The sequence below is a fragment of the Candidatus Limnocylindrales bacterium genome (assembly GCA_035571835.1).
Taxonomy (GTDB): domain Bacteria; phylum Desulfobacterota; class Binatia; order UBA1149; family CAITLU01; genus DATNBU01.
Map to the genome: position 1 here is coordinate 122,609 of DATNBU010000037.1, position 20,192 is coordinate 142,800.

The following is a 20,192-nucleotide window of genomic DNA, read 5'->3' on the forward strand; positions in this document are numbered from 1 at the left end:
ATACGTTGCATTGCGCCGCACGGCAAAGCCGCCCTCTCGGTGTCGTGCTGCTGACGGGAATGCCGGATCAGCGCCGCCGCCAGCGGCACAGCGCGAAGCACGAAAGCGCTTTGCCCTGAAGAGGTTGGACGGCCGCTTCGATGCCCGACAGCACGGGAGCGTAGAAGCGCTTGGCTGCCAGCGGCAGACGAAGCACCATCGAGTTGAGCACGAGGATGTAAGCCGCGTTTCCCATGAAACGCTTCCACAAGGGCTCGAACTCGGACGCATGCGCGCGCTCGAGCGCGGCCACGTCGATTGCGGCTTCGCCTTCGGCGAACAGCGAATCGCGCCGGTACCAGGCTCGCCGCACGATGTCCGGAAGCGAGCCCGCGTGCGGCTCACCGAAGCAGAAATAGCCTCCGGGCTTGAGGATGCGCGCAATCTCGCTGACCGCGCGGTCGACGTGAGGGTGCACGTGGTGGAGTCCGCCGAGCACCACCACGCAGTCGAACGATGCGGACGGCATGCCGGTTTCGAGGATCGATCCTTCGACTGCGGTGCACTCCGGCCAGCGCTCGCGGAACGACGCGACCGCTCTCGAAGAGATGTCGAGCGCGGTGACTTCCGCGCCCCGCTCGCGAAGAAAGCCGGTCACCTGGCCGCTGCCGGACATCGCTTCGAGCACACGCTTGCCGGCGAGATCGATGCCCGAAAAAAGCGGTTCGTACAGGAAGCGGCGGCGGTAGCGCTGGCTCGACTCATCGTCGTAGTGCGCTTCGTATGCATCCTGGATGCGGTCGTAGTGCGCGCTCTGCTCGCGTTCGTTGGTCTTCTGCATGGCGGCGGCCGGGTCAGGAAGCAGCGTCAGCGAACCGAAATCGGGCGCGAATCGCTGCCGAGAACGCGGCGCACGAGCCCGTTGTCGTCGTATCCGACGCACACATAGTCCGTGACAAACACGTAACGGGCAATCTTTCGCTTGTCCATCGCGGAGAAGTCCTCGTAGAGCACGGGGTTCGACCACACGTGATGCGGATACAGATCGTACGCGTAGCGGCCGTCCGCGTCGGCACGCGAGACGATCCAGGCATGGTGCTCGCGGATGAAGCGCTCGAGGCCGGTCCAGGTCTTTGCCGCCATTGGGGCAGGCCGGGTCACGAGCTTCATTTCGCATGCATTGGCCTTGCGGAGATCGGCGTAAGACGTCGTCGAGCCGAACACGCCTGTCGGGAACCCGGACGAGAAACGCATCTGCGCCATCGGCAGTGACGCCGAGAGAAAATAGTTGGACGGAACCCTGGCCTTCGTGCCGTCTTCGGTTTCGGCGACGAAGTACGAATTGTTGAGCGTGGTCGAGTCGTACCACGCGAGCCGAGCGGTCGGCAGCCAGCGCGGCGACAGCAGCACGATCGCGATGGAAAGAAGTGCGACGACGAGCGGCAGGCGAACCGTGCGAAGTCTCCAGAACACCAGCGCCAGCACTGCGTCGACGAGCGCCCATTTCCAGAAAAAAATCCCGCTCAGCAGAAAGATCCCGAGGTGAAACGGCACGATCGCGGCGAACGCGATCGCGAGCCATCGCGGTCGCGCGATCGCAATCAGCGGCGCCATCTCGACCAGCAGCGTCATCGCATTGATGACCTGCACGAAGTGCACGTTCAGCCGGTAGATGAGCACGGCCAGCCATCCAAGCCCGGCAATCGGGAGCGTTCCGATGGCGTGCGAGACCGGGATCAGCGCGTCGGTGTGGTTTTCCAGCAGCCATGTTCCCGGCGGGCCTGGAAGCGCGAGCTTGCCCAATCCGGAATTGACGTAATTGGCCGCATAGCTGGCCGTGCACAGCACGAGCACGTACAGCAGCGCTCGCGGGCCGTATGCGTCGCCGCTTTCCATCTGCCGCCGCACGCCGGGGAGCGCGCGCGCGGCAATCGCCAGCAGCATCCAGCTCACCGTCAGCAGCAGCCCGTAGTAGACGATGGCGCCGATATCGATGTTGTCGGACCCGAGACCGTAGAGAGAATCCGACTCCAGCCGGAACCAGAGCACGTAGAGAATCAGCGGCAGAGCGAGTGCAGGCCTGAGGAACGCGCCGAGGCCGCACGCAAGTGCGATCCATCGGGCCGCCTGGAGGTACTCGAGGCGCGCAAGGATCTGCGCATCGGTTCCGCCGTAAGCGGGCAGGCCGCAGGTCGCAGCATAGAGCAGGAACGCGAAGACGATCGCACGGTGGGTCGTGGAGAATGGCCTCGGCGGACGATGGGGCGCGAGCGCCGCTACCGCGAGCGAGAACGCCAGCGCTGCCGCATACCATGTCGCGATGACACCGGAAGGATAGGGATCGAGCCATTTCTCGCCGGCGTACGCGACAAACGGCGACTGCGGGACGAAATGAACGATCCCGATCGACAGCACGAAGACTGCCGCCGCGAACAGCACGTCGGCGTGCGCACGCACGAACACGCGGACCCGCTGCAGATTGTTCTCAGTCATCGGGGCCGTCGCTCGGGCGCGATTCTCAATCCCGGATCGCAATGACGACGACCGACTGGCCGAACAGGTTTGCAAACACCGGATCGAGCGCACGCGTTGCCGGCACCATCCAGCGGTCGAAGAAACGGATGTCGTCGTTGACGCGCGGACTGTCGAGGTCTTTCGACTTCGGCGGGAACATGCGGTTGCGGACGAACCAGCCGGCCCCGCCGATCGCGTTCATGTAGAAGCTCGTCTCGACGCGCCATCCGCTCTGTTCGAATGCGCCGGCAAGCGTCCGGCGCGTATAGCGCCGCACGTGTCCGGCCTCCGAGTCCATGAATCCGTAAAGCGAAGGATGCGCGGGAGTCAGGAACACGGCGCGGCATCGCGGCGCGAGATGGCGATGAAGCCAGGCGAGCGCACGCTGGTCTTCGCCGATGTGCTCGAGCACGTTGAGGCACAGCACGCTGTCGGGGTGCCACGACGCGCAGCGGGCGACGGAAGCTTCGTCGGCCAGATCGATCGGAGCGGTGGACAGCCCCGCGCGCTGCTCACGCTGCCGGAGTTTTTCCAGCATGCCGGCATCGATGTCGGTTGCGAGAACTTCGAGCCCGTCGTCGAGAAGCATCGAAGTGTACTGGCCGTAGCCCGAGCCGATCTCCCACACCCGCCGGCCGAGCGACGGCCGCAGTTTCGAGTACAGATAACGATGATAGTTGACCGCTTCCGGCAGCGCTCCACTCATCGTGCGATCGCCGATCAGTGGCTCGGCCTCTGGCTTGCTGGTATCCCGGTGCATTGGAAGTAGCTCGGCGCGACGTGACGCTCGATCGCGCGGCAGGATAGCACGACCAGCCGACGGCCCGAGCAAGGGGCGTCGGGGCGTGAAGCGGGCGAAGCAGAAATGACCGACCCTTCCCTCAGAACGGCCACGACCGCTGAGACTGCCGATCGCGGCCGGCCGGCTGGATTTTCGTTCGACGCATCCATCGCGACGGCAGTGATCCTCGGGATCTTCATTGCGACGCGGGCGGCGCTGCATTTCGGGGTCACGCCATTCGTCGATGGCGACAGCTACAAGTACCTCGGCGGCGCCGATGCGCTGTGGGCGGGCAACGAGCTGCCGCCGCTGTTTCGTGATCTCGCGACGACCGGCGGCGGGCTTCATGCGGTGCCCGGCTACGCGTGGTTCATCGAAGCGATCTGGACGATCTGCCGACGCGTTACGCTTCCGGAGATCCTCATCGCGCAATCGATGGTGAGCCTTGCGGGCATGCTCGCGGCCGCGGACGTTGCGCGGCGATGCGCCGGTCGCGGCGCGGCGCTCGCGCTGCTGGCGATCCTCGTGACGGCGCCGACCATCGCGTGGCTCGAGCATCTGGTGATGCCCGACCTGCTGGCCGTGCCGCTGTACTGGATTGCCGGATGGCTGGTCGTTGCCGCGCCGTTTTCGAGCGGCAGCGGAATGCGCGCCTCCGCAAATGGCGCGGCCTGCGGCCTGCTGATGGCGGCCGAGATCCTGCTGCGCACGGCGTCGCAGATCTTCGTGCCGCTTCTTCTGGTGCTCGCGTTCGTCACGAGAACCGATCGCAGGTCGTTCGCGGTCTGGCTCGCGGCGTGCGGCGTCGCGATGCTCGCGGGCCTTTCGCCGTGGCTCGTCCATAACCATCGCGAGCACGGGATATGGCGGGTCAGCGCCAGCACCGGCCGCAATCTCTATTTCAGCGCGCTCTGGAGCGATACGCTCGAGCGCGCGCCGCTCGTCGAGCGTTACGGCATTCACGACCAGCACGGCACGTCGGTCGGCAGCTCGTTTGCGATCTCGAACGAGACGCTGCGACGCCTGATGGCCGGTGGACTCTCGATCGCGGACGCCGATGCTGCGATGGGAAAGCTTGCGCTGGAGGCATATCGCGCGAAACCGCCCGCCACGGTTCTTGCCGAGCGGTTCGCGCTGATGCGCGGCTTGTTCGAACCGGGGTCAGGTCCCGAGGAATGGCTCGAGCCATTGCGGCCGGATGCGGGTACTGCCCTTCGCAACCGCTTCTACGCCGACGGTTGGCGCACGTGGACCGAAGGTCGCCTGGATTACACGTTCAGCGACCTCGTGGGCGAAGCTCAGAATCGTGCGAAGCATCCCGACAACGCTGCGTCGGCGTTGTTCTCGTGGTGGGTCCGCCTGCTTGCGCTCGAAGGCCTGCCGCTGCTCGCGCTCTACCTCGTGGCGCTCCCGATGCTCGCGGGAATCCGGGCGTCGAAGCTCTGCGCGTTTCTGTTCTTCGCCGCGCCGCCGCTCGCGTTCCTTGCGGTATTCGCGGTGCTCGGTGCGCCGCTTTATCGGTATCAGGCCGGTCTGCACCCGTTCATGCTCGCGACCATCGTGCTCGCGGTGAGCACCGCATTCTCCCGGCGCGCGATTTAGGAAAGATCCGGTTCGTCCCCGCGATAGCTGCCCGGAAACCGGTCCATCGTTCGCAGCATCGGAAAGATCCGCATCCACAATCCGGTGACCGCGATCGTCGCGAGCCCTCCGAGGACGACCGAACGCACCAGCCCGAGCCACGCCGCCGTCACTCCCGATTCGAATTCGCCGAGCTCGTTGGATGCCCCGATGAAGACCGCGTTGACGGCGCTGACGCGACCGCGGATCGCGTCCGGAGTCTCGAGCTGGATCAGCATGTGGCGGATGTACACGCTGATCATGTCACCCGACCCGAGGATCGCGAGCGCCGCAACCGACAGTGCGAAGCTCTTCGACAGCGCGAAGACGATCGTCGACGCGCCGAACAGCGCCACTCCGCCGAACATCCAGCGACCGACCGAACGCGTGATCGGATGGACCGCAAGCACCGCCGCCGTCACCGCGGCTCCGATCGCCGGCGCGCTGCGCAGCAGCCCGAGCCCCGCGGGCCCGGTTGCAAGGACGTCCCTCGCGAAGATCGGAAGAAGCGCGGTCGCGCCGCCGAACAGCACGGCGAACAGGTCGAGCGAGATTGCCCCGAGCACGACCGGGCGCGACCTCACGAAGCGAAGTCCTTCGAGCACGGTGTGCCAGTTCGGAGGCTCGGCGCTGCGTACGAACGCCGGCGTCCGCACGAGCAGCATCAGAGCGACCGAGACGGCAAGCAGCAGCGTGACGATTCCGTACACGGTCGCCGCACCGGCGGCGTAAAGGATGCCGCCCATCGCCGGACCGGCAATCGTCGCGATGTGGAACGTCGACGAATTGAGCGCGATCGCGTTCGCGAACATCTCGCGCGGTACGAGGTTGGGCGTGATGGCCTGCGATGCCGGCATCGCGAACGCGCGCGCGGAGCCGAACATCATGAGTACCGCGAACACCGGCCAGGCGGTCTTCAGCCCGTACAGCGTGAAGGCGAGCAGAAGCGCCGCGCACAGAACTTCGGTGAAGTAGCAGGTCGCCAGGATCAGCCGGCGGTCGAGACGATCGGCAACCTGGCCGGCCGGAAGCACCAGCACGAAGAACGGAAGGAACTGCGCAAGGCCGATCAGGCCGAGATCGAGCGCATTGCCGGTGATTTCATAGACCTGCCAGCCGATCGCAACGCCCTGCATCTGCACGGCGAACGTCGCGAGAAACCTGGCGGAAAGGAACAGCGCAAAGCCCGGATGTCCGAGCGCCCCCGGCAGGCGCCGGATGTTCACTTCGCACAACGAAGGTCAGGGGAGTACTGCACGGCGCGAGCGTAACCGGCGCATGACGGCAGAGCCACTGCGACATGCGTGCAACTGCGGATGGAAGCGGACAGGTACACTGCTTTGCGCAAAGCGTACCTGTCGTTTGTCGGTTACTGTCCGTTCCCCTTGAAGAAACCCGGGCGATTTTTCTTCACCCCGGACATGTTGAACGTCGAGGTCCAGCAGTAGTCGTCGGTGTTGCGAAGCTGGACGATGACCGACGGGTCCATTGCGAACTGGGACTCCGCGTCGAACGGCGGGGGTACGTCGACGTTCAGGCCGAAGGCCTTGAGCTGGGCCTTGGTCCGGCCGTCTCCGCCTGTCTTGATGCCCATCTTCTTGACGCCGTCGGCGGACCCGAAGGCATCCACGTAGGTGGCCTTGCCGTTCTTGAGATGCCACGCCTCGGCATTCGGCGGGATGACCAGGCTTGCGACCAGGGTCGGAACCGAACCGCGGTCGTCGTACATGCACAGTGCATAGGTCGTGGTCGACTGCGGCGAGCCGATCGCGGCCTCGGGCACGACTTCGCCATGCCCCCAGCCCCAGCGGATGAAGTCTTTCGCGTCGACTGCATTGTCGCGCACCGCGAGCTTCGTTCTAGGCGATGCGAAGCATCCGGTCAGCGGCGTCGAATCGTGGAGGCATCCGCTGCCGGTGTCGCACGAGTCGTCCGTGCACGGGTTGTTGTCGTCGCACATGGTCGCGACGTCGCTTTCGCACGAGTCGGCCGTTTCGTCGCACGAGTCGGGAGTGCACGGATTTCCGTCGGAGCAGTCCCGCGCGCTTCCCATGCACGCGCCGCCGCCGTCGCAGGCGTCGGACACCGTGCAGAAGAAGCCGTCGTCGCACGAGGTTCCCGGCGTAGAGAACGCGTCGGCCGGGCACACCGCGCCGGGAGTGCCGGCGCACGTTTCGGCCGGATCGCAGACGGCGCCCGCTGCGCGGCAGACCGTGCCGATGAGCGCGAACGAATCGATCGGGCACGCCGATCCGGGGGCGCCGCTGCAGGTCTCCGCCGGATCGCAGATGTCGCCCGAGCCGGCGCGGCACACCGTGCCGGCCGAAGCGACGACGTCGGCAGGACAGCTCTGCCCCGCAGCACCCGTGCAGCTCTCGCTCGGATCGCACGAGTCTCCCGAACCGATGCGACAGGGCACTCCGGCGGGAACGATGACGTCGGCCGGACACGCGAGCCCCGCGCCGAGGCAGACTTCGCTCGGATCACAGGTATCTCCCGACCCGGTGCGGCAAACCGTTCCGGTCAGCGCGACCGCATCGACCGGACACATCTGTCCTGCGGTTCCGGTGCAGGTCTCCGACGGATTGCAGACGTCGCCGGTGCCGGCGCGGCAGACGGTTCCGGCGGGGGTGACGACATCGGCCGGACACGCCTGGCCGGCCGTGCCGGTGCAGTTCTCGTTCGGATCGCACGAGTCGAGCGAGCCGATGCGGCATGGAACTCCGGCCGGAACGACGACGTCGGCCGGGCACGCGAGACCTGCGCCGAGACAGACTTCGTTCGGATCGCACGTGTCCCCCGAACCTGTGCGGCAGACCGTTCCGGTCAGTGCGAACGAATCGGTCGGACACATCGCGCCGGCAGCACCGGTGCAGGTTTCACTTGGATTGCAGATGTCGCCGGTGCCGGCGCGGCACACGGTTCCGGCCGGCGTGATGACGTCGGCAGGACACGTCTGGCCTGCGGTGCCGGTGCACGCTTCGTTCGGATCGCACGAATCGAGCGATCCGATGCGGCAGGCGACACCGGCGGGAACGACGACGTCCGGCGGGCACGCGAGGCCTCCGCCGATACACACTTCGCTCGGATCGCACACATCACCCGATCCGAGGCGGCACGTCGTAAGCGGCGCCGCGAACGAATCGACCGGACACGTCTGGCCCGCAGTGCCGGTGCACGTTTCGGACGGATTGCAGACGTCGCCGGTGCCGGCGCGGCAGACGGTTCCAGCAGGCGTGACCACATCGGCAGGACAGGTCTGTCCGGCAGTGCCCGTGCACGTTTCGTTCGGATCGCACGAATCGAGCGATCCGATGCGACACGGCGTTCCCGCGCCGAGCACGGTGTCGGCCGGACACGCGAGGCCGGCGCCCGGGCAGACCTCCGACGGATCGCAAAGATCTCCGGATCCGATGCGGCAGGTCGTGCCGGTCAGCGCGAACGAATCGGTCGGACACATCGCGCCGGCAGCACCGGTACAGGTTTCACTCGGGTTGCAGACGTCGCCGGTGCCGGCGCGACACACTGTTCCTGCGGGCGTCACGATATCGGCAGGACACGTCTGGCCGGGAGTGCCGGTGCATGTTTCGTTCGGATCGCACGAATCGAGCGATCCGATGCGGCATGCCGTTCCTGCTCCGAGCACGGTGTCGGCCGGACACGCGACGCCCGCGCCGGGACACACTTCGTCCGGGTCGCAAAGATCGCCGGAGCCTGGGCGACACGTCGTCAGCGGCAGCGCGAACGAATCGGTCGGACACATCTGGCCTGGCATGCCCGTGCAGAACTCGCTCGGATTGCAGACGTCGCCGGTGCCCGCGCGGCACACCGTCGTCGACGGCTCGACGACGTCTGCCGGACAAGCCTGACCGGCGACACCCGTGCAGGTTTCGCTCGGATCGCACGAATCGAGCGAACCGATGCGGCACGTAACGCCGGCCAGCGTCACGATGTCTGCAGGACACGCAAGGCCGAGTCCCGGACACACTTCCTCGGGATCGCAGATGTCGCCGGAGCCGGCGCGGCAAACCGTGAGCGGCGCTGCGAACACGTCGGTGGGACACGCGGCGCTCGCGCCGGTGCAGGTCTCGTCGGCGTTGCAGACGTCGCCGGTGCCGGTGCGGCAGACGGTGCCGGCCGTCTTGAACTTGCACGTGGCTGCGTCGCAGCACGTGTCGAACGGGAACTCGCAGTCTTCGCCGGCCTCGAGGATGAGGTTTCCGCAGACCGCCCACGCAGAAGCGGTTGGAAGGATGCTGGCGACCAGCAGGTTGTAGACCAGAACCGTAATCCGGAACGCGATTCGCGAGCGCATATGGCCCCTCCGCCGTACGCGGACCGACGTCCCGTCCCCTGGCAACGTCGGTCCGAAGCTGTCTGGCTCACCCCGCCGCGCACCCACCGTTGGATGCGCAGAGTAGTGGCCGTTCCCCTTGGACATCAATAGGAATACTGCGCCGCAAGCCGAAACTTACAGAAATCTAAGTGACGCATGTCTCTGAAAAACGGGGTCAGACACTGATTTCGGGAAAACGGTGTCTGTCCCCGATTTCCGAGCGACCGATCAACGCGACGCGTCGCGGTTACGGCCGGCGTCGCCCGTTTCCCCAGCCGCCGCCGCCGGGCGTCGCAACGACGATGGTCTCGCCGGGCGCGAGCGTGAGCGACGATTTGGACGCGATCCGGCGACGTCGCCCGCGCGCGTCGATGATCTCGTCGCAGCCGGCCGCTCCGTCTTTGCCGCCGCCGAGCCCCCACGGTCCGCGCGTCCTTCGCTCCGACAGAAGCGTGACCTCGCTTTCGACGAGCACTTCGACTTCACGCACGATGCCGTCGCCGCCGCGATGGGTTCCGCTGCCGCCCGAGCCGCGCCGCACGCCGTAGCGCCTGATGCGCATCGGGTAGTACGCTTCGAGCGCTTCGACCGGCGTGTTCCACGTGTTGGTCATGTGCGTCTGCATCGCGCTCGCGCCGTCGCCGCGCGGACCGGCGCCGCAGCCTCCGCCGACAGTTTCGTAGTACGAGAAATGCCGCCCGCGGATCGAGTCGTAGCCGCCGAGCGCGAGGTTGCTCATCGTGCCGCAGCTCGCAGCGGGAATCCGGTCGGGCAGCGCGCGCGCCAGCGCCTTGAAGATCACGTCGACGATGCGCTGCGACGTCTCGACGTTGCCGCCGGCGACGGCCGACGGGAACGTGCAGTCGACGATGCTGCCGCTGCGCGTGCGGATGCGCACCGGTTTCATCATGCCGCTGTTGGCCGGCACGTCGCGGCCGGCGACGCATGCGATCGCGTAGAACACGGCCGACGTCGTGATCGCGAGGTTCGCGTTGACGGGGCCGCGCACCTGGTCGCCGCTCGCGCAGAAATCGAAGACGAGGCTCGGGCTGTCGCGCTGGATCGCGACGCGCAGCGGGATGTCTCGCGCACCGGCGCCGTCGTCGTCGAGGAAATCCTCGGCTTTCCACAGGCCGCGAGGGAACTTCGCGATCAGCGCATTCACGAGGCGGTGCGAGTAGGCCTGCAACTCGCGCATCGCGAGCGCGACTTCGCGTTCGCCGAAACGCCGCACGAGGTCGATGGTGCGTGCGGCACCGGCGCTCAGCGCGGCGATCTGGGCTTCGAGATCGCCGAGCCGTTCCTCGGCGACGCGCGTGTTGGCGAGAAACAGCTCGCGCGTCTCGCGCACCCACTCGCCGCCGCGCACCAGATGCACCGGCGGAATGCGCAGGCCTTCCTGGTGAATGTCGGTCGCGAGAGCCATCGAGCCGGGTTTGCCGCCGCCGATGTCGGCGTGATGCGCGCGGTCGGCGACGTACGCGAACGGCCTCGGCCCGCGCCCGGTGAACACCGGAGCGACCAGCGTGACGTCGGGCAGATGGGTTCCGCCGGCGTACGGATCGTTGAGGATCACGATGTCGCCGCGCGCGAACGTGCAGCGGTCGAGCGCCGCGCGCACGGCGAGCGGCGTCGAGCCGAGATGTACGGGAATGTGCGCCGCGTGCGCCACCATCTGCCCGTCGGCATCGAACAGCGCGCACGAAAAGTCGCGCCGCTCCTTGATGTTCGGCGACATCGACGCCGACTGCAGCACGACGCCCATCTCCTCGCTGACGCCGGTCAGGCGATTGGCGAACAGCTCGAGGTCGACTGCGGAAAGTCGCGGCATCGTCACTCCGGAGAAAGCACGAGGTTGAGGTCGGCGTCGACTGCGGCGGCCCAGCCCGGCGCCACCACCGTGGTCGAGCTGTATTCGACGACGACGGCCGGCCCGCGAAGGCGCATGCCGGCGGCAAGCGAATCACGCGCGTAGATCGCCGTTGGGCGCGCTTTTGCCGCGAACACCACCGGCAGGGTTTCGAGCACGCGAGGTTTGCTGCGCGCCGTCGTCCGTGTGCGCGTCCGCCCGGCGCCGCGCCGCACGTTCGATTGCGCCGCGCCGCTCGCGCCGCTTACGCGAAGGCCGACGACTTCGAGTGGCAGCTTTGCGTCCGCACTGTGGAAGAGCGCGCGATGCACGTCGTCGAAGCGCCGGCGGAAGTCCGGCGTCAGCGGAACTTCGAGCTGGATCGACTGGCGCAGGTACCGTGCGCGCACGAATACCGTGACGTCGATGTCGCGTGCGACGACGCCTTCGCGAGCGATTTCGCGTCGCAGCGCCGTGACCGCCTTTGCAGCGCGCGCTGCGAGCGTGCGCGCCGACGGGTCGACGAGCAGCGCCGGCACGATGCGGTCGACGACGATGCGCCCGTCGAGGATGCCGATGGCGGACAGCAGGCCCGGATCGGCCGGCACGAGGATCTCGCCGAATCCCATCTCGGCCGCCATGCCGCATGCGTGCAGTCCGGCGGCCCCGCCGAACGGAAACAGCACGGCGGTACGCGGATCCTGCCCGCGCTGCACCGTGATCGTGCGGATCGCGCGCTCCATGTTGCCTTCGACGACGCGCACGACGCCTTCGGCTGCTTCCTCGATCGTGCGGACGCGCATCGCGCGTCGCAGCCCGTCGAGCGCGCGGCGCGCGCGTGCGACATCGAGCGACATCGTGCCGCCGAGGAAATGCGCCGCCGGAAGGCGTCCGAGCACGACGTTGGCGTCGGTCACGGTCGGCTCGGTTCCGCGCCCGTAGCAGGCCGGCCCGGGATCGGCGCCTGCGCTCTTCGGCCCGACGCGCAGCGCGCCGCCGTCGTCGACGTACGCAATCGATCCGCCGCCGGCTCCGACCGTATGGATGTCAATGCACGGGACGCGCAGCGCGAAGCCGCCGATCCACGTGTCCACGCGCCGCGGAGGCTCGCCGTCTACGAACGCGACGTCCGTAGACGTGCCGCCCATGTCGACGGTGACGATGCGGGCGATCTTTCGACGGGCGGCGACGGCAGCTGCGGCGGCAACTCCGCCGGCCGGTCCGGAAAGCATCGTGCGCACCGGTTCGCGCGCGGCTGTGGCAAAACCGATTGCACCGCCGCTCGACTGCATCACGCGGAAACGGCGCGCGCGGCTTCTGGTAGCAAGGCTTTCGAGATGGCCGGCAACTTTCGGCTGCACGTAGGCGTTGGCGACGGCCGTGCTCGTGCGCTCGTATTCGCCGGAGGTCGGCGAGACTTCGTGCGAAAGCGTGACCGGGATCCCGAGCGCCGCCAGCGCGTCGCCGAGTTTCGTTTCGTGCGCCGGACGAACCGGCGAGTGCAGCAGGCAGACGGCTGCGGCCTCGGCCTTAAGGCTGCGGACAGCCTTTACGACCCGGCGGACTTCGGCGTCTTCGAGGGCGTGCTCAATGGTTCCGTCGAACAGCACGCGCTCGTGCGCGCCGAGGCGCAGCTCCGGCTCGACCAGAGGCTCGGGCCGGCGCGGCTCGAGGTCGTAGAGATCGGGCCGCGCCTGGCGCCCGATCTCGATCACGTCCTCGAAACCGCGGGTGGTGACGAGCACGGTGCGTGCGCCGCGCCGCTCGAGCATCGCGTTGGTGGCAACCGTCGTCCCGTACGTGAACAGGTCGGGCTCACGCTCGCCGAAGAGCTGCGCGAATCCGGCGAGCACCGCGCGCGCCGGATCGGCCGGGGTCGACAGCAGCTTGAGGCGTCCGCGCGTGACGACGCCTTTCGCATCCACGTCGCGATAGACGATGTCGGTGAACGTGCCGCCGGTATCCACGCCGATCGTGAGCGTCGGTTTGCGAGTTGTCGGCACCTGAGTCTTCCGGAAGCGGCCGCGAACGATGGCAGCGGACCGACCGGCACGCAACCGGCTCACAGAATCGGGGTCAGACACTGGTTTTCAGAAATCCGGGACAGACACTGAAATCGCGAAATCGGGGACAGACACTGATTTTCCGAAATCAGTGTCTGTCCCCGATATGACGAAATCGGTGTCTGTCCCCGATTTCCGTGCGTGGCTGCGGGATCGGGAGCGCGGCGAAGTGACCCGCGCTGCGTCTCGTGTTTGAATCGGCCCCTGGTGGCAGGGCGGCGCACCAACGCCGGCCTTTTCACCGTACCCGTCGAGCTCACAGTGCGGACTCTCCCTCGAACCACCGCTGCGCTGATCGCGTGGCTCTGTGCCGGACTGCCCGCGACGCATGCCGCTGCTGCCGACCAGTTCGCGTACACGATGCGCCGCGAAGTCCATGCCATGGACCTGCGCACCGGCGGCGAGGTTCCGTTCGCAAGCGAGAAAGTCGGCGCCGACACGCACCGTACGCTCGGCGTGACCGGCCGCGTCGCGATCGCGCGCCGCATGACGCTCGTCGAGGACGGCGGCCAGGTGTTCGTCTACGCGATGCTTCCCGAAGCCCTCGCATCGAGCGAGCGCGATCTCGACGTCCTCATCGACGGAAAAGACGGCATGAAGGTGCGCGGCAGCATCCACTTCACGCCGGGCGGCAGCCGCCGCGTCGCGCGCCTGTTCGTGCTACCGGATCTCGTGCCGGGGCCGGCGCTCGTTGAAGTTCACGTGCGCGGCGTGCACGTCGCCGAGTGGCAGGAGATCGTGACCGAGGAGATCGACGTCCCGGCCAAGGGCCGTCTGCATTTCGGCTACACGCTCGAAGGCTCGACCGGCAAATCGCCGCCGGTCGAGCTCGTCGTCGAAGCGCGGCCGGCAAAGAACGAGAAAGGCATGCAGCCGGTCACGCTTCTGAGCACGAGCGTCTCCGGCGGAAGGTCGGGCAAGTGGGAGGACGAGACCAAGGATCTCGGCAGGCTTGCGGGTCATCGCATACAGCTCGCGTTTCGCAGCCGGCCGGCTGGAGATGCCGCTGCGGGCGCGCCGGGCATCGTGTGGGGAGCGCCCGCGATCGAAGTCGACGAGAAACGGCGCGCGTATCCGCTGATCCTCGTGGTTTCGCTCGATTCGCTGCGCGCGTCGGAGGTCGGGCTCTACTCCGGCAGGACCACCGCGCCTTCTCTCGGCAGCTTGTTCGGAAAGAAGAGCGCGGTCGGTGACGCAACGCCGTTTCTCGACGATTTCTTCGGCAGCCGGGGCGCGGTGATGACGCATGCGCTCACGCAATCGGTCACGACGCTGCCGTCACACTTTACGCTGATGACCGGGCTCAGCCCGATGTCGCACGGCGTCGTCGACGAGACGCACACGCTCGGGCCGGGTGTCGCGACGCTCGCGCAGGTGCTGCGCGAGAGCGGCTGGCATACCGCCGCATTTACCGAAGGCGGAGCGCTCGCCGGCGAGCTCGGCTTCCGCCGCGGCTTCGACCTTTACGACGAAGGCAGCTCGACCGAGATCGAGCCGTCGACGTCCGATGCCATCGAGCGTGCAAAGCACTGGCTCGAAGATTACAGCGGCATTCCGCTGTTCGTGTTCGTGCACACGTATGCGACCCGTCCGGTCCACGGCGGCGTCGACGGGACGGCGGATCCGAAGATCCGCAAGGATCAGCTCGCGGCGTACGCCGAGCAGGTGCATCGCGCCGATGCGGCGCTGAAAGGGCTGTTCGAATCGCTCGACGGCCGTATCGACGAGGATCACGCGCTCTACGTGGTGACGTCGGGCCACGGTGAGGCGTTCTTCGAGCACGGCGCGGTCGGCCACGGCACCGAGCTTTACGACGAAGCGGTACGTGTGCCGCTCATGCTTCGCGGAACCGCAATCGAAGAGACCGGCAAGCAGAGCCTCCTCGTCGGTCTCGTCGATGTCGCGCCGACCATTCTGGAACTCGCCGGCGTGCGTGCGCCTGCCGGAATGCAGGGCCGTTCGTTCGCGCCGCTTCTCGAGGCGGGGCGCAGCGTGCTTGCCGCGCCTCGTTTCAGCGAAGCGCGGCGCCCGGTGCGGCTTACCGACAAGGGCCAGCTCATGCTGTGGGGACCGCCGTCGTACGCGATGTGCGATGGGACGCGCAAGCTCATCTGGAACGCCGGCGCGGGCGATACGTACGAGGCGTTCGATCTCGCGCGCGATCCCGACGAGCAACGAAACCTGGTGACGGTGAGCTTTTCGCCAGAGTGGGCAACGCGAATGGCCGCAACGCTCCGTAACTATCCCGCAACAGCCGCGCGCCACGCGCGCCCCGGCGGCAAAGCCAACCTCTCGCCCGCCAACCGCTCCCGCCTCGAGTCCCTCGGCTACGCCCGCTGAAAAAATGTACCGCTGAAAAAATGTACCAGGTACATTTTAAAATCGCGCGTAAAAACAGGGGCCGGGCATGGCTTCGGAGTAATTGTGCCGGTTGGATTTTTCGCGTAGACGCGCAGTGTCATGAGCACTCAAGCAATCAACTTTACGCGCGGAGTTCCGGCCACCGAATCGTTTCCCGTCGATGAGCTCATCGATGCGGCGTCCGCGGTACTCAAAGAGCACAGCGCGAGCGTGCTGCAGTATGGTCCTGCGCTCGGCTTCCTGCCGATGCGCCAGTGGCTCGCCGAATGGCAGGGCGTGACGGTCGACCAGGTGCTGACCGGCAACGGCTCGCTCGAGCTGATCGAGTTCCTGTGCCGCCAGATGATCCGTCCGGGCGACTGCGTCTTCACCGAAGCGCCGACGTACGACCGCACGATCACGCTGCTGCGCCGCCACGGCGCCGAAGTCGTCGGCATCCCGCTCGAAGCCGATGGCCCGGACATCGCGGCGCTCGAGAAGGCGCTGTCGAAGCACGTACCGAAGTTCTTCTACGTGATTCCGGATTTCCAGAATCCGTCGGGCGCGACGTGCTCGGCCGCCAAGCGCCGCCGCCTCGTCGAGCTCGCCGACGAGCACGGCTTCCTGCTCGTCGAAGACGCGCCGTACCGGCTGCTGCGTTACCGCGGAACGCAGGAGCCGACGCTGTTCGAGCTCGCGCCGCACCGCACGCTGCACATGAGCTCGTTCACCAAGTTGATCGCACCCGGCGTGCGCATGGGCTTCATGCTCGGCGAGCCCGAGGTACTGAAGAAGATCGGCAAGATCGCCGAGGACACGTACATCTCGCCCGGCTACGTCGCGCACGGAATCGCGTACGAGTGGTGCCGCCGCGGCCTTCTCACACCGCAGATCGAGCGGCTGAAGAAGCTCTACGCGCCGCGCCTCAGCGCGTGCCTCGAAGCCATCGACAAGTACATGCCGGACGCCGTGGCCACGCGGCCGGACGGCGGATTCTTCCTGTCGATCACGCTGCCGCAGGGAAGCTCGACGACGAAGGTGCGCGAGTCGGCCGTCAAGCGGCAGCTCAACCTCGCCGATGGTCTGGCGTTCTTTCCGAACGGCGGCGGCGAGAGGTTCCTCAGGCTTCCGTACTGCGCGCTGTCGCCTGCGGAGATCGACGACGGCATCCAGCGGCTCGGCGAGTCTGTAAAGGAAAGCGCCGGCAACTGACGCCTGCCGCCGGCACGATGGCCGACGCGATCGCGTGCGATCGCTTGCCGCTCGATGTGCGGAGCGCCTAGCGCCCGAAGCTGCGCGCGAACAGCCCTTCGATCGCGCGCTTGCCTTCGTCGTTGAGAAATCGCGTGCCGGTTCCCGTGAACTCCGGATGCCGGATCACGGGATCCGCGCTTTCCTTCCACGCGGCCTCGTCCCAGCGAAACCACCCGCCGCGTTCCTGGTCGAACACGAACAGAGGCTTGTTGCAGAGCTTCGCAAACTCCGCGCCCCAGCCGGTGCCGCCTTTGACGGTCGCGTCGTCGAGGATTTTTCCGACGACGTAGATCTCCTGGCCGCTGTTCACCTGGTGCCAGATCGTCTGCAGGACTTTCTTGAACAGCGTCGTGTCGTGGAACTGGCGATGCATGAGGTTGCTCACGTAGGCGAGGCTCACGTCGCCGCGCTTGAGCTCGCCGTGCGTCAGCACGCGGATGCCGCGCGTGCGGGCATCCTTGTGGCCTTCGAACGTGAAATTGACCTCGTCGATTCCGTAGCGCTCGGCGGCAGCTCCGAATTCCGACTCGGCGCCCTGCGCGGCGCCGCTGTAAAGCGTGCATTCGTCTCGATTGAGCGGTGCGGTCATGCCGAAACCTCACAAGGCTGGAGTGCGGCGCACGCTATGATCGCCGCTTCAGAAACGCCACCTGTCCGGAGGAAAGCCGACGCGGGCACCGCGACAGCCGGCGATCGCGTCACTCGAGCCGCAACAGAACCTCCGGCAGCGGAAGGCTTTCGTTCAGATCGGAATCGACCGCGGCGCCGACGGTGATCGAAACGGGACCGTCGCCCGTAGCGTCATGACGCCGATAGATCCGGCAGCGCACGAGTGGTGACGGTCCTTTGTGCGCGTGGATCGAAAAGACGGCAACATCGAGAGCTCCCTCGCGGGCGATGCCCACGACGTAGGACGCCCGGTTCCCGATCAGCTCGCAATGTCCCTGATGATAGCCGAGGTCGAAATCGAGCCCGCGGCTGCGCGCATCGATGTCGAACTGCAGATACTGGAACGCGCGCGAATCCTTGAGGGTGAACGTCGCCCACTGTCCGACGGGGCACTGGCGCACGACGTCGAGCCCGGACGACAGATGCAGCACGTCGAGCGCGTCGTCGGTCGCAACCCGGCCGCTGCCGTCGATGTCGCATCGCTCGAGATTGCAGCCGCTCGACAGATCGACCGCGTAGCGTATGACGGAAAGCGCGTCCGAAGCGGATACCGTGCCATCGGCATCAGGATCGCCGCAGATGTTGTCGAGCTTGCAGTCCGGCGTGCACGCCCCGCCATAGCGTACGCCGTCCGGATCGTCGCAATCTTCCACGCCGATCCACACGCGGCCGTCGCCGCAGACCGCCGGCAGGCACTGTTCGGTGCACGCGTCGATCTCGAGACTGTTGCCGTCGTCGCAAAGCTCGACGCCCGAACGCAGAACGTGGTCGCCGCAATACGTAAATCTGCAATTTTTGCAGCCGTCGGTCGGATCGAAGTTTCCGTCGTCGCACTGCTCGCCGGCGTTCACGTATCCGTCACCGCAGGAGACGGGCTGGCAGCTTCCCGGGCAGTCGTCGCTCTCTTCGCCGTTGCCGTCGTCGCATGCCTCGGTCCAGACGTCGCGCTCGCCGTCGCCGCAGCGCGACAGTCCGCAATTGGCAGAACAGGTGTGATTATCGATGAGCTCGAGGCCGTCGCACTCTTCGCCTTCTTCGACGACTTCGTTACCGCACGACGCAGGCATGCAGTCGGAGTTGCAGCCGTCGCCGTCGATCGCATTGCCGTCGTCGCATTGTTCTCCGATCTCAACGGTGCCGTTGCCGCACCGCAGACCAGCCACCGCAACATGAACTTCGGCTTCCTGAGAGTTCCAGTACCACATGGTCTCCGCCGGCAGAGTGCTCCACGCCACGGTCCAGCGGCCGGCCGAGTCTCCGGCAGCGAATGGTGCAAAATCCTGCCGTTCGTCATGGGAGGCAGCCGGATCGACCGGCGTAGGAGCGGTCCAGCTCAGGCCGTCATCTGCAGAGATCGACGATACGATGTAGGCGGGCGCGCCCCGGCGCCATCCGAGCGAAACGCGCGAAGACCAGACGGCCAGGACGTGTCCTTTGCCATCGGTCGCCAGCGACGGAGTCAGGTCGTCGCGGTCGTCGTCTTCGACGTAGGCGCCGAGCGGCTGCGGCTCGCCCCAACTCTGACCGTTGTCGCCGGATCGCGAGAAGTAGATGTCGCTGTCGGTGCCGTACTGCTCACCCGGCAATTCTTCTTCCCATGCCACGAGCCAGGCACCGGAGGCCGTTGTTGCGAGAGACGGTCCTCCGTAGGCAAACCAGTCCGGACGCCGAAGCGGATCGGCGGACCCCGGCGGCGTGATCGGATGGAGAACCCACGGAGACGCGGCGTCCGCGGCGCGCGCGACTCGAAGAGCGCCGTCATGTTCACCGCGCCACGCAAGGCCCCAACTGCCGTCGGCCCCGCTTGCCGCGACGAGCGGGTGGCGCGATCCGATATCCTCCGTGAATTCACTGCCGCCTAGAACAACTTCCTCGGACCATACTTCAGCGCCTTCGGTCCACGTTCGACCGTCGTCAAAAGAGTAATAGACGATGATGCTCGTCTTGCGATTGTTGTGGCAGCATTCGGGTGGCGTGTCGGTCTGGACAAGCTCACTCTTGATCGAGGCCACGATCCAGTTTCCGTTGCCGTCGGAAGCAACCGCAGCCTGGTGATACTCCGAGTTGCAGTTCCCACACAGGACCGTGCTGATCGCGGTATCGTCGGACCATGTCCTGCCGAAGTCGCTCGATCGACGACTGACCAGATGTTCCGCCTGGCCAAGTTCGTAGCCGTCGTCTGTCCTGGCCGATTGCCGGTATAACTCGACTGCGACCGTGGTGCCGGCGCTCGAAACGCCATCCCATGGCGCCGAGGAGACGATCGCGTCCGCCGGCAATGCGCTGTCCGATGCCGGTGCCCACTGCTGCCCCGCATCGCGCGATGCGTACAGCGAAGACACGCCGAGACCGGTGTCGCTGTACCTTCGCACCTGGCGCCAGCGCCGCAGAAGCAGCGCGCCGCTACCGTCGTCCTTGAGGCTGAACAGGCTGGTGTCGAAGGTTGGCGCTTCAGGAACGTAGCTGCGACCGACGGTGCGCACGTGATTGAAGATCGGCGCATCGACCGACGCGAAAGCAGTGGTGGGATCGGAGCCGGCGCGTGCGGGCGAGCACGCGGCGATCACCAGGACGGCCGAAAGCGCCAAAAGAAACGATGCGTAACTCCGAAGCATTGCGGAGGCGAATCTATGCTTTCGGTCACAGTTGCAGCAAACCGGAGTACGGATCGTCCGTGACGGCACGTTACTTTGAACGAACAAAGCTTTCCTGCGAACTGATCGAAGCGAATGATGCAGGAGTGAGCGCCGTGTTGTGAGGACAGCTCAACTGCAGAGCAAGCTGGCT

General features: G+C 66.6%; 12 protein-coding genes. 3 read left to right on the forward strand and 9 right to left on the reverse strand.

The features are described 5' to 3' along the window. Nucleotides 1–67: 67 nt before the first annotated feature. The 3 genes from VN634_16390 to VN634_16400 are packed head-to-tail and all read right to left on the reverse strand — an operon-like array spanning nucleotide 68 to nucleotide 3,199. Nucleotides 68–820, reverse strand: a complete 753-nt coding sequence (locus tag VN634_16390; GenBank protein ID HXC52463.1) for a methyltransferase domain-containing protein — start codon at nucleotides 818–820, stop codon at nucleotides 68–70. Between the two features lie 26 nt (nucleotides 821–846). After that, entirely contained in the window at nucleotides 847–2,472 is a 1,626-nt protein-coding gene (locus VN634_16395) for a hypothetical protein (GenBank protein HXC52464.1), read from the reverse strand. A 25-nt stretch (nucleotides 2,473–2,497) separates the two neighbouring features. After that, on the reverse strand, nucleotides 2,498–3,199 hold the full coding sequence (locus VN634_16400; protein ID HXC52465.1) for a class I SAM-dependent methyltransferase: 702 nt from the start codon (nucleotides 3,197–3,199) through the stop codon (nucleotides 2,498–2,500). 159 nt (nucleotides 3,200–3,358) lie between these two features. Here VN634_16400 and VN634_16405 point away from each other — a divergent pair, with 159 nt between their 5' ends. Next, complete coding sequence (locus tag VN634_16405) at nucleotides 3,359–4,876, forward strand: hypothetical protein (GenBank protein ID HXC52466.1); 1,518 nt, start codon at nucleotides 3,359–3,361, stop codon at nucleotides 4,874–4,876. Here the strand turns inward: VN634_16405 and VN634_16410 are convergent. The 4 genes from VN634_16410 to VN634_16425 form a co-directional block, all read right to left on the reverse strand. Then, complete coding sequence (locus tag VN634_16410; protein ID HXC52467.1) at nucleotides 4,873–6,120, reverse strand: MFS transporter; 1,248 nt, start codon at nucleotides 6,118–6,120, stop codon at nucleotides 4,873–4,875. The two genes, VN634_16405 and VN634_16410, sit on opposite strands and share 4 nt — an antisense overlap. A gap of 143 nt (nucleotides 6,121–6,263) precedes the next feature. After that, the gene (locus tag VN634_16415; GenBank protein ID HXC52468.1) at nucleotides 6,264–9,209 is read right to left on the reverse strand and encodes a hypothetical protein; all 2,946 of its coding nucleotides are present in this window, start codon (nucleotides 9,207–9,209) and stop codon (nucleotides 6,264–6,266) included. A gap of 268 nt (nucleotides 9,210–9,477) precedes the next feature. Then, nucleotides 9,478–11,061, reverse strand: coding sequence for a hydantoinase B/oxoprolinase family protein (locus tag VN634_16420; GenBank protein ID HXC52469.1), 1,584 nt, complete (start codon nucleotides 11,059–11,061; stop codon nucleotides 9,478–9,480). A gap of 2 nt (nucleotides 11,062–11,063) precedes the next feature. After that, nucleotides 11,064–13,082 (reverse strand): hydantoinase/oxoprolinase family protein, encoded by a 2,019-nt coding sequence (locus tag VN634_16425; protein HXC52470.1) that lies wholly within the window; start codon nucleotides 13,080–13,082, stop codon nucleotides 11,064–11,066. Between the two features lie 321 nt (nucleotides 13,083–13,403). Between VN634_16425 and VN634_16430 the strand changes: the two genes are divergently transcribed. Both VN634_16430 and VN634_16435 read left to right on the forward strand, forming a co-directional pair. After that, a complete protein-coding gene (locus tag VN634_16430; protein ID HXC52471.1) occupies nucleotides 13,404–15,482 on the forward strand; it encodes a sulfatase-like hydrolase/transferase in 2,079 nt (692 codons plus the stop codon). A 120-nt stretch (nucleotides 15,483–15,602) separates the two neighbouring features. Beyond that, on the forward strand, nucleotides 15,603–16,694 hold the full coding sequence (locus VN634_16435) for a PLP-dependent aminotransferase family protein (GenBank protein HXC52472.1): 1,092 nt from the start codon (nucleotides 15,603–15,605) through the stop codon (nucleotides 16,692–16,694). A gap of 67 nt (nucleotides 16,695–16,761) precedes the next feature. Here VN634_16435 and VN634_16440 read toward each other — a convergent pair whose 3' ends face one another. Both VN634_16440 and VN634_16445 read right to left on the reverse strand, forming a co-directional pair. Then, nucleotides 16,762–17,325 carry a hypothetical protein gene (locus VN634_16440; GenBank protein HXC52473.1) on the reverse strand — a complete coding sequence of 188 codons (564 nt, stop codon included), beginning with the start codon at nucleotides 17,323–17,325 and terminating at the stop codon, nucleotides 16,762–16,764. Nucleotides 17,326–17,434: 109 nt separating this feature from the next. Next, nucleotides 17,435–19,993, reverse strand: a complete 2,559-nt coding sequence (locus VN634_16445; protein ID HXC52474.1) for a DUF4215 domain-containing protein — start codon at nucleotides 19,991–19,993, stop codon at nucleotides 17,435–17,437. Nucleotides 19,994–20,192: the final 199 nt, after the last annotated feature.